Origin of the sequence: Photorhabdus hindustanensis (assembly GCF_002968995.1) — a bacterium.
GTDB lineage: Bacteria > Pseudomonadota > Gammaproteobacteria > Enterobacterales > Enterobacteriaceae > Photorhabdus > Photorhabdus akhurstii.
Genome location: NZ_PUWT01000030.1, coordinates 51,825 through 66,614, shown reverse-complemented (window position 1 = coordinate 66,614; position 14,790 = coordinate 51,825). Strand labels below are relative to the sequence as shown.

General features: G+C 50.2%; 11 protein-coding genes. All 11 read right to left on the bottom strand.

All coding sequences use genetic code 11. The features are described from left to right. A partial coding sequence (tssM, locus tag C6H66_RS12950; protein WP_105395807.1) for a type VI secretion system membrane subunit TssM occupies window positions 1-2,395 on the bottom strand: 2,395 nt, incomplete at its 3' end. Further along, the gene (tssA, locus tag C6H66_RS12945; RefSeq protein ID WP_046395768.1) at window positions 2,392-3,819 is read right to left on the bottom strand and encodes a type VI secretion system protein TssA; all 1,428 of its coding nucleotides are present in this window, start codon (window positions 3,817-3,819) and stop codon (window positions 2,392-2,394) included. The genes tssA and tssM, both read right to left, overlap by 4 nt. Window positions 3,820-3,824: 5 nt before the next feature. After that, a complete protein-coding gene (gene vasI, locus C6H66_RS12940; RefSeq protein ID WP_046395769.1) occupies window positions 3,825-4,472 on the bottom strand; it encodes a type VI secretion system-associated protein VasI in 648 nt (215 codons plus the stop codon). Further along, window positions 4,469-5,269: a helix-turn-helix domain-containing protein gene (locus tag C6H66_RS12935; RefSeq protein ID WP_036813420.1), complete on the bottom strand. Its 801-nt coding sequence runs from the start codon at window positions 5,267-5,269 to the stop codon at window positions 4,469-4,471. Before C6H66_RS12935 ends, vasI begins: the two co-directional genes overlap by 4 nt. Then, window positions 5,266-7,926, bottom strand: a complete 2,661-nt coding sequence (tssH, locus tag C6H66_RS12930; RefSeq protein WP_105395806.1) for a type VI secretion system ATPase TssH — start codon at window positions 7,924-7,926, stop codon at window positions 5,266-5,268. The genes C6H66_RS12935 and tssH overlap by 4 nt, the downstream gene beginning before the upstream one ends. 11 nt (window positions 7,927-7,937) lie before the next feature. After that, window positions 7,938-8,699 carry a type IVB secretion system protein IcmH/DotU gene (gene icmH, locus C6H66_RS12925; RefSeq protein WP_046395808.1) on the bottom strand — a complete coding sequence of 254 codons (762 nt, stop codon included), beginning with the start codon at window positions 8,697-8,699 and terminating at the stop codon, window positions 7,938-7,940. A 14-nt stretch (window positions 8,700-8,713) separates the two neighbouring features. After that, window positions 8,714-10,066 carry a type VI secretion system baseplate subunit TssK gene (gene tssK / locus C6H66_RS12920; RefSeq protein WP_046395771.1) on the bottom strand — a complete coding sequence of 451 codons (1,353 nt, stop codon included), beginning with the start codon at window positions 10,064-10,066 and terminating at the stop codon, window positions 8,714-8,716. Window positions 10,067-10,068: 2 nt separating this feature from the next. Beyond that, window positions 10,069-10,635 (bottom strand): type VI secretion system lipoprotein TssJ, encoded by a 567-nt coding sequence (gene tssJ / locus C6H66_RS12915; protein WP_044467020.1) that lies wholly within the window; start codon window positions 10,633-10,635, stop codon window positions 10,069-10,071. Further along, window positions 10,635-11,921 carry a type VI secretion system-associated FHA domain protein TagH gene (tagH, locus tag C6H66_RS12910; RefSeq protein WP_046395772.1) on the bottom strand — a complete coding sequence of 429 codons (1,287 nt, stop codon included), beginning with the start codon at window positions 11,919-11,921 and terminating at the stop codon, window positions 10,635-10,637. Before tagH ends, tssJ begins: the two co-directional genes overlap by 1 nt. A 5-nt stretch (window positions 11,922-11,926) precedes the next feature. Then, window positions 11,927-12,979, bottom strand: coding sequence for a type VI secretion system baseplate subunit TssG (tssG, locus tag C6H66_RS12905; RefSeq protein WP_040149039.1), 1,053 nt, complete (start codon window positions 12,977-12,979; stop codon window positions 11,927-11,929). Beyond that, a complete protein-coding gene (tssF, locus tag C6H66_RS12900) occupies window positions 12,943-14,790 on the bottom strand; it encodes a type VI secretion system baseplate subunit TssF (RefSeq protein ID WP_105395804.1) in 1,848 nt (615 codons plus the stop codon). Before tssF ends, tssG begins: the two co-directional genes overlap by 37 nt.

Genomic DNA, 14,790 nt, shown 5'->3' with positions numbered 1-14,790 from the left:
CCTGCGGGATATCGGTAAAATCACGAATATCCAGGTTGTTCATGGCCGCGCGCCAGGTGGCCGTGTAGTCCCCCAGGTACTGCTCGGTGATTTGTCGCTGGATTTCTTTGCGGTCCGTGTCGCTGTACTGCACGTTGTGCGACAGGTTCAGGACCCAGCTGTCCATGACGGTGAGGTCGATGAGCTGGTCGTCCTGTTTGACGAAGTAGTTGTTCAGGCCGTTTATCGTCAGGAACTGCGGGATAATCAGTTGTTTGTCATTATTGGCAATAAAGAGGCGGTCAAAGCCCGGGCCAATCTGGTCGCGCAGGTTGAGGGGCGGCGGCAGTGAATCCTGGGCTTTAATGCGCAGGTTCTGATAGACCCGCTGATAAATGGAGAGCTGACTCAGCTCTTTCTCCGCCTTGATGAGCGGCAGTTTGTAAGGCGCGAAGCTGCTGATCGCGGCCTGATCGCCCGACTCCCGCGCCGCCCGCCAGTCGGTGTGATCCAGCGCGTAGTCCAGGTGAGTCAGTAACTGCGCCTGTAACGGGCGCTGGCCATTAAAAGCCTGGCTCCAGCGCGCCTGCATATAGTGTTCCACCAGCGATTTATTGCGGCCGCTGCCATCTTCCAGCATCCGCATGATGCGCAGGACTGCCAGTTTTTCCTCGCTGCCTTTAGGCGCCCGGTTGAGGTCATCCAGCAGGCCGTTCATTAAGGCGGGCAGGAAGCGCTGAGACAGCAGTTGCAGGTAGGTGTTTTCCACATACGGGCCGACCGCCGCGCCCTGATAAAGTCCCATATCCGCCAGCAGCCCTTTCTGATGGTAATCCCCGTAGGCCAGCGTGGCCTCACGGACAGGATTGAGCAGGGGAAGCTGTAAATTGCCGTTACGGTCTTCGCCTTGGGGGGGCGGCACGGACAGGAAGGTTTTGGCCTGCGCCAGTACCTCGTCGCCGGCCCGGTAGTTCTTCTGATAGTAGTAGTGCCAGCCGGTCCACAGGACCAGCACCACCCCGGCGCCCACGGTGGAGAAGGTCAGTAGTTTGTGGCGGTGGCGGTTTAACCACAGGCGGTTTTCAGCCGCCAGATTCGGTTCGGCCAGCAGGACCTCTTCAAACAGCGCGTGGGTGAAGTAGGGCGCGGTGTCCGCCACCGGCCAGGTGGGAAAAGCCTGTGGCCCGAGGTGATACTGCACCGCGGCAGACTGGGTAAAAATGTCATCCATCTGGCCGATTTGTGTAGACGAGGTGAGATAAACCCCCCGCAGGCCCGGCTGTGCCGGACCGCCGTTGTAAAGAAGCCCCTCCAGCAGCTGTACCAGCGCGCTGTGCAGCCCCTGTATTTGGCGGGTGAAGCTGAACAGGGGGCTGCGCTGACTGATGTCCACTTTATTGAGCATCATGTCCGGCATGGCCGCATTGAGTTGCTGCATCCACTGGCGCCAGAACTGTGCCAGCTCAGCGCGCCAGCTGTGCTCATCCTGCGCATTCAGGCTGAATGTGACGCCCAGGATCTGGGCGCGCTGCGATCTGTCCAGCGACTGGAAGGCGGCGCTGAAACCGTGCAGCCGGTCGAGTTTGGTCAGTACCAGATAGCAGGGCAGATGGTTATGCAGGGTTAATCGCAGATCCTGTAGGCGCAGGTGAAGCGCGGCAATAACCCGTTCCCGCTGCGCTTTGTTGTCGGTCAGTAAGCGGTGAATATCCACCGTCAGGATGATGCCGTTGAGCGGCTGGCGCTGACGGTTTTCGGTCAGCCAGGCGAGTAGGGCCTGCCATAAGCGGGCGGGCAGTTGAGGTTTGGGGGTGTCCGGCGGCGATATCTGGTCGATAAGGAACCCGTCCGGGTCAATGATGACGGCTTTCTCCCCCAGCCAGCAGCGCAGATGCAGGGGCAGCGCCTCTTCCCCGGTCAGGGTGTCCGGCGCGGCAATGTCAGTCAGCCGGCAGCCTTCCTGAATCAGTGAGGTTTTGCCGCTGCCGGTGTTGCCCATCACCAGGTACCAGGGGCGCTGGTAGAGATAATCCCAGGTCCCCAGATGGCGTTGCAGCTGGGCTTTCCAGTGATGGAGATAACTGTCCTGACGGGTGATATCGGCCAGCGCCGGATCGACGGCTTTCAGTTCCACCTCCAGCCTGAGCTTTTCAAGCTGGCGCAGGCGGCGCCAGATTTTTATCCCGACAACGCTCAGGGCCAGCAGGAGGATGATGACCGTCGCCAGCCAGCGGGCAGACAGGGTTTCCAGCGGGCGGGTCTGTTTAAACTGCCAGCCGGGTCCCCACCACCACAGCCAGATAAGGGCAAGACAGGGCAGGAGGGCCAGTATCAGCGAAGCGGTGGCTTTCAGTGGCGGCAGACGCGGCATCGCCGGTTTTTTGATATTTTTCAGCAGTAGAGAAAGCCAGTTCATGGGTTAACGCTCCTGTTTGCGGTCGTCTCTTTTGAGGGGGAGGTCATCGGGGCTTTTTCTGCCAGTGCCGCCAGCAGGCCGGGTTCCCAGTCGGCGAGTGACAGGTGTTGTCCTGCCCGGAGCAGCTGTCGGTAATGTTGTTGTGCCAGCGCGCTCATCCCCGCCTGTTCCAGTAACTGTGCCGTCAGCAGCTGACCGTAAAACTGATCCCGGGGTTCGGTCAGGTGTTGCTGATAGTGCTCCGCGGCGTTGAGGGCGGCTTCCAGGCCGTGTTGCTGAAAACAGTGCCAGATAGCGTCCTGTTCCTGCGTGGCGCCGCGGCTGACGGCGGCGGTCGCCGGAGGATGCAGCCAGTTCAGCGTGGCGTCTGAGATAAAGGGGCTCGTATCAGAGAAAGACAGGTTTTGCAGGACCGGCAGGCGGTCAAGAAAGGCCCGGAGTTCATCGCGGATAGCGTCAGCGACAGGGCGGTACCCCAGTTTTTCGGCCGCCTGAGCCGCGATAGCGTGCCCGTCCAGCCAGTAAGGGGCCAGTGTCAGACTCTGTTCTATCTGTTGCAGCAGGGATTTGTCCGCCGCCGGGAGTTTCGTCAGATAATCTGCGGTACGGTCTGCCGCAGTCGGCGCCAGCGGTGTTTTGCCTGCGCCATTTGCCATCGGCGCGGTGGTCAGTGTGTGCCATATCGCATAACGACGCAGACGGTAACCGACAGGGGAATCAGGCTGGCGTTCGCATAGCAGATCGGCCACGGTCAGGAGCGTCTGCTTCCAGGCTTTTTCACCGGAACTGTCTACGGCGACATCCGGTATGGGTGTGGATGTCAGTGCTGAAGTGTTTGCAGATTGTGCTGTCGTTTCTGTCGATTCAGCCGGTGTCGGTTTTGGCTCAGGTTTACGGGCATAGCGGGGGCGTAACTGGTCAATCTCTTTAGCCAGTGCCGGCTCATCGGTATGCCAGCATTGTGCCAGATGAGCCAGTGCGCCCTGTGCCTCTTCGCGCTGAGTCTCATCAGCCTGTTCGCAGAAGCCGGGTTGCGCGGAGTCAAAACGTTTAATCACCTGTTGTGCCAGGCGGCGTTTGAGCAACGGTTTTTGTGGCCAGGCTGTCTGCCAGTAATGCTGGATGTAATCGGCCAGCAGCTCCATTGCCAGGATGAGTTCAGCGGGATGACTGCCGTGTTGCAGTGTCCGCAGTAAATGAACCATCAGCCTGAAATCTTTGCTTTTTTCGCTGAACAGTTGCAGTGCCTGACGCTGGATCTCTTCAATATTGATGCTGGAATGAGCCAGCGATCCCAGCTTAACCATCTCCCCATCGATATATTCCCAGGCGGGTTCGTTTTCATCCAGCTCCCGGCTGATAAGTTCATCCGACAGGGGCGTCAGCAGGAGGCCCTGCCAGTCAAATTGTTTCCTGATATCCATTGGGATCACCAGCGGCAGGCGGAGCGTAAAGGTTTCACCGCCTGTTCCAGTTGAGAAATGTTGAATGTCATTCGGTTTCCGTTGCCGGTTTTGATGGTCAGGGTTTTTCCTGTCATCAGTCGTTTTAGTTCTTCAATGCCCGGCAATCCACGGCTGGATTCCAGCAGGTAGCCGTTTTCGCGCAAGAACCAGTCAGCACTGAATTGGGTGATTTCTGTCGAAATCATCACCGTGCCGCTATCTTGTGGTTTAGCCAAGGCAATTTGTATTCGGGTAATGCTATCGATACAACTCAGCATCAGCACTGGCCGTGGTGGTGGAACACCAATTGCGGGGGTGGTCAGTATGACGCGAGTCGGTATACTTTCAGATTGGGTGGTGATAAAACCGGTTGAATGGTCAGTTCGTTTCATCTCCTGTTCCATTGCCTGTCTCCAGACAGGGCCAGTTTTTTCTAACGGGATAACGGCAATATTATCGACTTTATCCAATAGACGGTCGTAGCAATCGAGTCTGACCAACGGCGACGGTTCTGCCCGGCATTGCAGTAAAGCGGGTAGTGAAGGTGCTGTTGTGGTTTCCTGATCTGGCTGAATATCGGGTTTGCCTGTCAGAGAGGCGATTAGTGAACTGACCATTAACAGAAAACTCATAATTTACACCTGTATTTCGCCAGTTTGTAAGTCAGTGTACGGGGTGCAATACCTAAGCTTTCGGCAATTTGTTTGGTGTTATTGCCGTAAATATGTTGGCGTTGTATCAGTACTGCGCATTCGAACTCTTCGAGTGCCTGAGATAAGTCGTCGATTTTGCTGTAATCGTGAGAGACGCTGGCTGATGTTTTGTTTTCTGCTGTGGTACTTAACGAAGCCAGCAATTCATCAAGCTGTTTTTCTTTCTGGCGTTGTGTCTGAAAAACCTGGCGGATTTGGCGTAATTGTTCACGCAGTTGTTCCAGTTCCTGTAATTTTTTCAATCGGTGTTGCATGACGAGGCAGTAGATGTAAAACATGTTGCTATCGTCAGCAAAACGACGAACATCTTTGGCGAAAACAGCAATCACGCCACACGCTTGCCCGTTGCAATTAAACAACGGGATAGCATGTAGGCCGCAGCGATTAGGGAGTTCTTCGACGAAGAGGCGAAAGTTTCGATTGTCTATTCGTACTCCCTGATTGAGTGATTCCCAAGTCGTAGGGGTACCTTTGTACAGGATTTGTATCAGTGGATGGTTAATATCACCGATATTGACATCCAGTTGCAGCGCGCTTATCTGGTTTGGCGCCGGCAGCCGGTAGCATTCCAGACGGTTTTCATTCACGTTAAGCAGAGAGACCAGCAAGGCGTCAAAACGCTGGCGTTGGTGATTCACTTGAAGAAAGTGGTGAACCAGTTGCTCGATAGAGTCATTTTCCAATAACGCTAATGCGCTTTTCAGCCGTTGTTTCATGGTATCTCCTCAACCACCGCGTTGAATTGATGGTCGTTAACAGTTAGCTGGATAGTGCTGATCTGCTTTCCGGCAGACATTTTTTGCAACAACAGCAGAGATAATGGTGGCAACAAAGCGCCATCAATGATCGATTCCAGCATGCGTGCGCCATTTTCAGCACGGGTTGCCCGTTGCAGTATCTCTTCAACCACATCATCACTCAGGGTGACTTCGGCGTTGAAACGTTGACGCAACAGGTTATCGAGGCGCGCCAGTTTGCCCTGAATAATGGTTTTTAGGGTGTCGTGCCCTAATGGCAGATAAGGCACCACTTCCATTCGCGCCAGTAATGCGGGTTTGAAGAAGGCCGCCAGTTCAGGATAAATCAGGTCATTCATCTCTTCCGGTTTATCGGCATTATCGACGATAGTTTGATAGCCTAAGTTGGAAGTTAAAAAGAAGACCACGTTTTTACAGTCAATCACTCGGCCTTCCCCATCGGCCAACTCACCTTTGTCGAAAGCTTGGTAGAACAGGTTCAGTACATCAGGATGGGCTTTTTCTACTTCATCAAGTAGAACGACGGAATAAGGTTTCTGGCGAATAGCTTCGGTGAGTACACCTCCTTCCCCATATCCAACATAGCCCGGAGGTGAGCCAATCAGGCGGGAAACGGTGTGTTTTTCCTGAAATTCCGACATATTGATAGTGGTCAGATATTGACGTCCGCCAAACATCAATTCTGCAATCTGTAAAACGGTTTCAGTTTTACCGACGCCACTTGGCCCTGCCAGCAAGAAGGCGCCCAATGGACGACCGGGACGGCGCAGGTCCGCCCTGGCAGTCAACAAATGTTGATGCAGGCATTTAATCGCGAGATCTTGTCCTTTGATGCTTTGTCCCAAATGAGTTGGGAGTTCAGTCACGACGGAGAGTTCACTTTGTGACAGGCGATTAAGTGGTACGCCAGTCCATTCAGCGATAACCGCCGCAATCTGGTTCTTATCCACGTGAGGAGAAACGAGCGTTTGTTGTTGCTGTAATTGTTCCAACTGTTCATTGAGTTCAGCCAATTGTGCAATCAACTCGTCAGTTGTCATTTCGGCCGATGTTTCGCTCTCTTTTGTTTCGTTAGTTAATTCTGTTTCAATTAATTCTGTTTCGTCGGTTAATAGTTGACGGCGTAGTTCAATAACTTGCTGAACTAATTGTTGCTGTTGCTGCCAACTGGCTTCCAGTTCAGCTAATTTCTCCGTGGTTTCCTGCTGTTGTTGCCGCAGTTCATCCAGTCGATCAGTGTGTTGGTTGAGTCCCATGCGCTGTTCCCTCGCCAGCACGTCTGATTCCATTTGTTGCTGATGCAGTTGGTTTTTCAGGGCGGAAATTTGGCGCGGAGGTGAAGTCAAGTTGATGGCGACGCGGGCGCAGGCGGTATCCAGCACATCAATGGCTTTGTCTGGCAACTGGCGTCCAGAGAGGTAACGGTCGCTTAATACCGCAGAGGCTTTTAGCGCTTCATCATCGATTAATACGCCATGAGATTGTTCATAGATTGCCCGCAGGCCACGCATAATAATGATGGCTTCTTCCGCGGTCGGTTCGGCCACTTTAACTAATTGAAAACGGCGGGAGAGGGCAGCATCTTTTTCGAAATATTTTTTGTATTCGCCCCAAGTGGTCGCAGCAATGGTTTTCAATTCGCCACGTGCCAAAGCGGGTTTTAGCAGGTTGGAGATATCCAATCCGCCTTGTTGATTACCTGCGCCAATCAGGGTATGAGCTTCATCGATGAACAGAATAATCGGTACGGATGACTGATTTATTTCATTCATAATGCCTTTGAAACGTTTTTCAAATTCACCTTTTACCGCCGCACCCGCTTGTAGTGCGCCCAGATCCAGCGTCATCAATTCACTGTTACGCAGTTTTTCCGGTACTCGGTTGTCGATAATGCGCAGGGCCAACCCTTCAATGAGCGCGCTTTTACCGACGCCCGCTTCACCCACCACAATCGGGTTATTTTTACGGCGACGGCAGAGAATATCGATCATTAGGTCGATTTCTTTGTCACGGCATAGAACAGGATCGAGTTTTCCCTGACGAGCTTGTTCTGTCATATTTTGAGTAAAACGGGCGAGCAGGCTGTCACTACTGGCGGCAGCTTTGCCTTGTCCGTTTTGATCGCTTTCCACAATTGGTTGTTCGGCAGAGCCTGCGGTCCATTGGGCAAAATTCTGGCGTAACAATTCGCGGTTTATTCCCGATAAAAGACGTGCGGATAGTGGCGTCAGGTAACGTAATGGGCTGAACAGCAAGGTCATCAGCATGACGCCGCTGCGTAATTCCTGATGCTGCATCTCAGTCGATGCTAACAGCCAGCTATCTTGTAACCACTCCACCAGCATTGGAGAGAAGCTAGGATAGGCTTGAACCATTGCTTGATGGTGAGGGATCATCTGATCAAGTTGTTCTTTCAGCAGATCACTGTCCACTTCCGCTTGATTGAAGATCGCTCTGACATCACTGAGAGGGGTGTTGATCATTTGCAACAATAGCTGTGAAACCGTTATCTCAGGTTGCTGTTGGCTGACACACTGCGCTGCCGCCGCTTCCAGAGCATGCCGAGTCATCGGATTTAAGCGATTAACTAATGTAGGTAGATCAATCTGAATCATCGGTTTCTTTCCTAGCTCAGTAAGTTATTTAGTTGTTGTAAGATGTTCTGGGTTTGGTTGTGCAGACGGATAGCGTAGAAGCCATAAACGATAGCGAGCAGAGTAATACCGCTCCAGAACAGATGTTTAATAGTCAGACGCTTACCCAGGCGATAGCGATCATCACGCTCGTTGGCGTTACTGTGGAGAATGATGGGAGGAGCTTCGCCCCGCAACGCGTGCAGTTGTTGGTGTAATCGACGGAATAAACGTTCAAAATCATCACTTTTCTGCGAAGCAACTTTATAGCGACCACGGTAACCGAGGCAGAAACAGAGATAGATAAACTCCAGTAGATGTTGGTAGCGCTGAGGTTCACCCATCAGACGATCCAACAACTGAAAGACTTTTTCACCACCCCAGGTTTCGTTGTGGAATTGGACCAGCAGTGATTGTTGTAGCCACTCGTTCTTGCTGTTCCAGCCATGCCCCAGTGCGGTTTCATCAATGAAGGTACAGAGCATGTAGCGGAAAGAGACAATTGCCCCCGGCTCATAGCCTTTGGTTTGTAGAAGTTGTTCGATTGCTTGGATATCAGTAACGACCTGTGGGTAAAGCTGGTCCGGCAGTGGCTGATCACCCATGTCTTTTAGACGCATGACCATACCAAGCAGCGGTGTGGCGGCATCAATCATTGGGTTCAGGCTTTCTCCGCGTAACGGTAACTGGTACTGACGATGTAGAATCGTATCGGTTTCCGTCTCCGTCTGCATCAGAATGGTGTTGTCACTCATGGCTTCGGTTTTCATTAGGCACTCCCATTCCTAACCGCCCAGAATTGCATGTCTAATCCTGGGAATTCTCCCGAAACGTGAAAGGCGATGGAGTTACTTTTTAGAATGTCTTTCCATGCGTCGCCTTGTTGATCAAGCCGGAAGTAGGTGTAACCAGCATGATAAGGCAACTGACGTGGGGCAGAGGGAAGCGCAACCAGTGCTACAGCGGGCAACTGGATGCTGACCATTTCGCGGATCCTTTCAGCCGATGTAACTTTAGTCTGTTGGGCAAACTGGCGGAGTAATTGATCATGCGGAACCTGTGCGCGGATTGCCAGAATGAATTCCGCGTTTGTCAAAACATTGCGATCATGGATGTGCGCCACCCGGATACCATTGGCTTGAGTTTGTAGCTTAATTGGGATCGCCCGCGGAGTCAGTACAACGCCCATTGCTTCGTGCATGAGGATCATGACTTCCTTGAATGTTTCCGTCAGGTTGTCGTGTTTGTAAATCGGCATATCGCCGGCCTGACGGGATTCATGAGTAAATGTTCTCAGTTCACCACAGGTTTGGATCAACTGAGTGAAAAAATCTTGCGGATGTAAAATGGCTTGTCCGGCGTAGTGGGTAAACCACGGCTGAACTCGGTTAACTAGCTGGAGCATCATAAATTCAGCAACATCAGCGACCCCTTGCTGGCCGGGAGAACCAATCCGGTTAGCGAGTGATCTACCTCGTTCTGTCATCGCCCTATCCACTTCATCCATATAATTTTTTAATTGAGTAGAGACCCTGATCGATGTACAGGTTGGTATGAACTCTTCATCCAGTATGATAGTTCCGGTAGGGCGCTTTTCTATTATCTGGCATAGCGGTAGTGCGGAGAAAGCGCTGAGATCTTCTGAGCCCTGTTTCAGAATCGGCGTCAGTTGTGCCAGCATGACTTGGCAGATATCACCGCCATCTGTATGCAGGTCACGGATATCTTCCATGTGTTCACGGTAGCGCATAGCTCCTGCACGATTGGATTCTGAATGAGAGATTTCATTGAGAATATCGTTGGCTATTGGCAGTGCCAGATAGATATTTTTACTGTTGTTTTCGTGAATATTCACAACATCAAGCGGTTGAGGAGTTGCATCCTGATGAGGAATAGAGAACACTGTGCCGTCTGGCATGATACCGCTGGCTTCGATGATACCGATGCGTCCCAGAGCGAGAAGGTCTTCGTCCAGCGTCAAAGAACTGAAGCCATAACTATAACTGGTTAAGGAGGTCTGGCGACTATGAGCCAGATAGTCATTATGTTTTTGTTGTTGCTGAAAGTGTTGTGGCTTGATGAATAATCCTTCACGCCAAATCACCCGATTCTTACCTGACATAGTTATTGTTCCTCTTTTCTAAGTTCAACTTCGTTCGCTCTGATGTGCACCAGAATGTGGTATTGCTGTCCTGTGTCTTTCACACGGATGACCTTTTTCCATTCGGATTGATTAATATCGGCATAGCGAACGATAACGCCGATGTAACGGCTATTTTTTTCCAGCGGGATGACTGGCAGTGGTTTGTACTGCCCCGGCAATAAGGTGTAATCCTGATGGTCGATGTAATTTTTCCCCAGCGCTTTATCCAGTTTGTCACTCGCCAGTTGGTCATAATCAGCGGCAAGTAGACGGGAATCTTCACTGAGATAGAGCAGATGCATTTCAACCGGAGTGGCTTCTCCATTTTTATTGGGGTTAATATCAGGTTCTGCCAGCAAAGTGATCGCGACGGTGGAAGGTAAGTTCGCAGGTTGACCAACAGGAGTTGATGGGTCCCAGACTACCTGTCCGACTTTCTTCGTTGCTTGCCATGCACTGCTACAGCCGCTTAATATTAGCGCTGCCAGCAATACGAACCATACGGTATAACTACCGGACCATGAGGTGTTACAGCCGGAGCGTTTCATTACTGGCTATCCTCTAAACCTTGACGCAGAGCACGGTCATAAGCTTGTTCATAGACTTCACCGAACAGTTTTTCGAATCCCTGTTGGCGGCTGGAAGCCAATTCGCGGTAGTAACTGGTGTACATTTCCCATGCCCAGGTTGCATTTTTTTCCTGTGTCTCATTGCTGCGGCGGTATTGGGCAAAACGACTCAGTAGGTGTTCCGGTGAGAAAGCATCCAGCATGGTGTTCAATGCGGCAGTGATCGCAATCCGGTTAGCCTGATAGTGTAATTGCAGGTTATGTAAGCTTTCAGCGACAGCGGAAGGAGCAGAGAGATGGACTGGGCTTTTTTGATCCGCAAACATCACCTGCATAGTGGTGTTGTAGTCCATGTTCAGCCGTAGCGGATTATCTTCGATAGGACGCAATTGCTTATCACGCAGCCCATGCTGTGTACGTTGCAGTACCAGTAGACCTTCAATTGCCGCTTTCATGGTCTTACCCATTTCTTCCAGAAAGTCGTTGGCCTGTTGGCTGTTATGCAAAGGCAACTGTGTGTTCAATCCTCGCATCAATGGTGTGATAGCAACATGTTGCTGTTCCATGTCCTGATACTGTTCATTAAAAGGCGAAGAGATACCGGGTAAATCAACAAAATCCTGATCCATAGCATTGCCTCTGTTATCTGAGAGGGAAGAAAAAAATAATGGGGTGCGGTAGTGGTCTTGTTGCAGGCTTTGGTCTACCTCGTTACTCACTGACGTCTGGTCCAGAGTGGTCAGATTTTCGCTATCGAGAACCTTGAGTGGATCATGGCTGAAATCGTGTTTGATCGTGGGGGCCAAAGAACCATGATCAGTGAAAGCGGAATCTTGAGCGGGATCTTTTTCCATCATAGCGTCCAGTGGATTGCTATAGCTGGAAACCAGTGATTCCGGTGATACCGTCATGGGATCAATGCGATCTGCATCGGAAAAACTGATATAACTTTTGATCACTAGTTTACCAATGGTAATTTCATCCGCTTGTTGCAGGCGGATGAAACCAGCGTCAGCAGTCAGGGGTGACTGATTCACAAACAGGGGACCCGCAATCATTTGCAGACAGAATGCACCATCACGCCACTGGATAGTAAATTGTGATGGATTGATATTTCCTTGCAGATCCTGAACGGACCAAAGATGGCTTTCACTGCTGCCAACTGTGCCACCTTGAGTCGAGAATAGGCAGCTAGCCGCTTTGCCGCTTTCCAATTGATCGCTGTTGATCACTCGTAATGAGAGAGTTGGCTGTTGTTTTTCCATCGTCTTTATCCATTCACTGAAATCGTGATAAAGGGTTTCTTTTCCGGCTCGCCGAGAAAGCTGGTCCACCCTAGGTTATTGTTTAGTTTCGTGCCAAGTACCATGCCGCCTGCCTGGTTTTCGGCCAGACCAAGACGCAGATCCCAGGCCAATTGATCACGTAGGACAAAACAGAGAAACATCACTAGTGGCAGGAAATTCTTACCGTCCGGGAGAAATGATAGGAAGTGTTCTCGTGATAGATTATTGATACATAAAGTAAATTTACTATCGCAGCTTCTCACCCATGAACCGAGGAAAAAATTCTTTCCCATTACGGATTGTTCAACCTTTTGTTTCCGTCCCTTTATTTTCAGTGTTCCACCTAGGCGATTTTGTTGCGATGGCTCAATAGCGACTTTTCTGATCTGCAAACCGCGTACCGTTACATCGGGTAGATCAAAACAGTGTGAAACCAGGCTGCATATCACTGCTGGTGATCGACCAGGGCTGGCTAACAAACCGGCATAGGCCAGCATTTTGCTGTGATTGATATTCAAGTGAGAACGATTAACATCACTACCAAGTCCCACCAGCGCAAACATGCGCTGAGAAAATCCGTCTTGCCCGTTTTTGTCAAAACAGATGTAATAGCGATATTTTCGCCAAATCTGATGAAGCATGACGACTGAACGGTGATTGAAAATATTCAGAAAATCAGTCAGTCGATTTTCATCCTGAGCGTCTTCCCATGCCAACGAATCAAGGTAATAACCTGGCATAGGTGATTGGCTGCCATGTAGTCCAAGAAAAGAGACTTCCACCTGGAAGCGACCCTCCTTAGAACGTTTCACAGAGGTAATGTCTCTGGTTGGGAAAGCCAAGCTTGCACTGGATTTAAATAGGATTGCTTCACGGTCCGGGCGGTTGGTTTGCCCGGTTTTTTCCCACGCTACCGCCAGTTGGTTGAGTAACTCAACCAACTGATAAAAGTTATACCTTGACACATCCAGTGTCTGATTTTCTGGCGAGTTTTCGCTCGCTACATCAACGCATGTTGACCTGTCTGTTCCGGCCATTGATAACATTCCTGATTATCTAAATTGATCACCTTCAACATGTGGAAGGAGTTAACGCTGGCATATAAGGCAAAAAAGCGTGACAGTATGTTGCAGAACAGATAAAGCTCGCCTTCAGAACAGAAAGCCTGTTGCCGGATATACAATGTTGATTCCGAACCACGTACCGGGAGACCTTTAAATAGTCGGTCTATTTGCCTCGTTTCAATCCGTTCAATTGCATCTAGCCGTTTTTGGGATGAGCGTGAGGATTGTCGGTTATATCGGCTGGGGAGATCGTAAGTTCTTAGTACCGCCTTTAGTGCGTCTTTGTCCAATAATGTCATATAGTTCAGTGACATATTGGAAATAAGCGACCAGTGATACTCACCGCTCATCAATGGATAGAGTGGAACGGATGGGCGGGTTATGTTGCGGAATGTCGCAAATGACGAGCTTCCCGATAAAGGATAATCAATATCACCTACCCGGAGTTGCAGTGGCAGTTCGCGATTGGTGCAAGTCAGTTGAATAGAGACATTTTCTTCACTTAGTAGAAGCTGAGATTCATCACCACGGACAAAAGAGATGTAGTGTTCAAGACCTTTACGAAATGGAGATTCTTTGATTCTGATACGGAAATAGCGAGTATTGAGCTCGCTTTCATGTTCGATCTGATGATGAAAGCTTTCAAATGGTACATAAGTCCGTCTGCCATCGCGGCTTGGTTTGGGTTTACCATCAGGTCCGACTAGCCAGCTTTCTACTTTATCCACAGAGAAAATATCGTAACGATTGGGATGACTATAGCTGGCTCTTAATGGATATTCAGACTGACTGCCATTTAGTTGAATAACTTCGCTATCCATCGGGAAGAGATTGATTGCCGGGACACAATGCAGCCGGAAAGTATCCTGACGGATTTTGATTTCTGGTGGTAGTGCTTCTGAGAAATAGAGATTCAACGTGAAATCTTTGGCTTTAAGATCTGCTGGTAACTTAGGGAAACCAATGACATCGAAAAACAGAAAACCTTCAGAAAAACAGAAGTACTCTTGTAAGACGCGATAACCCATATAGGCATTTTTGGGGTACGGCAATAGGGCGTCTTCCCGATTGAAACCCACTGGAACGAAGTCGAAATCCGGTAATGAAATCGTGGTATCGCCTACGACAAGTTTTGCGTCTTCAAGATGGTAACTGAGCCAGAAATAGAGTTGTGTACTGCTGTAATCATCGCCGCTTAGATAAAAACGCAGTTTATCAAGTTGTAGTTCTTGTAAGTTAAGCTCTGTTTTTGAGGTGAAATTCAGGCCGATGACACCCTGCTCATTACTATTATTGACCGAAATGTCTCGGATAGACATCGGAAACAGCCAGACATCACGGCATAAAGTGAAAGTACAGCGATGATTGTCTTGGTCTGTTTTTTGAGTATTGGCATTGCTTAAGTAATTATCTTCATCCTCATCATTTTCGCTATCATCCGCCAGCGGACGGCTTTTGATTTGAGTTCCACGCGGGATCTGCGTTGCTTTTGTGATGGCATTATCATTAGGTGTATATTGGATAATGGTCATGCTAGGCGTTGGCCGCAGGTAATTTGGCCAGAGCATATGCAATAATCCATGAGTGAGTTCAGGGAACTCATCATCAATTTTTGCCCGCAAATTGCCCGCGAGAAAGGCGAATCCTTCTAGTAAACGCTCAACATCCGGGTCAGAGCCTTGTTCAGACAAAAATGAGGCGAGGTGAGGATGTTCAATTGCGGCTTGCCGCCCCAATTGCCTAATGTAATCCAATTCCTCTCTAAAATATTTTTCAAGTGACAT

Bases quoted from the DNA above. Each gene is read 5' to 3' on its own strand.
- vasI (WP_046395769.1), bottom strand. From the start codon at position 4,472: ATGAGTTTTCTGTTAATGGTCAGTTCACTAATCGCCTCTCTGACAGGC.
- C6H66_RS12935 (WP_036813420.1), bottom strand. From the start codon at position 5,269: ATGAAACAACGGCTGAAAAGCGCATTAGCGTTATTGGAAAATGACTCT.
- tagH (WP_046395772.1), bottom strand. From the start codon at position 11,921: ATGGAAAAACAACAGCCAACTCTCTCATTACGAGTGATCAACAGCGAT.
- tssG (WP_040149039.1), bottom strand. From the start codon at position 12,979: ATGGCCGGAACAGACAGGTCAACATGCGTTGATGTAGCGAGCGAAAAC.
- tssH (WP_105395806.1), bottom strand. From the start codon at position 7,926: ATGATTCAGATTGATCTACCTACATTAGTTAATCGCTTAAATCCGATG.
- tssA (WP_046395768.1), bottom strand. From the start codon at position 3,819: ATGGATATCAGGAAACAATTTGACTGGCAGGGCCTCCTGCTGACGCCC.
- icmH (WP_046395808.1), bottom strand. From the start codon at position 8,699: ATGAGTGACAACACCATTCTGATGCAGACGGAGACGGAAACCGATACG.
- tssF (WP_105395804.1), bottom strand. From the start codon at position 14,790: ATGTCACTTGAAAAATATTTTAGAGAGGAATTGGATTACATTAGGCAA.
- tssK (WP_046395771.1), bottom strand. From the start codon at position 10,066: ATGTCAGGTAAGAATCGGGTGATTTGGCGTGAAGGATTATTCATCAAG.
- tssJ (WP_044467020.1), bottom strand. From the start codon at position 10,635: ATGAAACGCTCCGGCTGTAACACCTCATGGTCCGGTAGTTATACCGTA.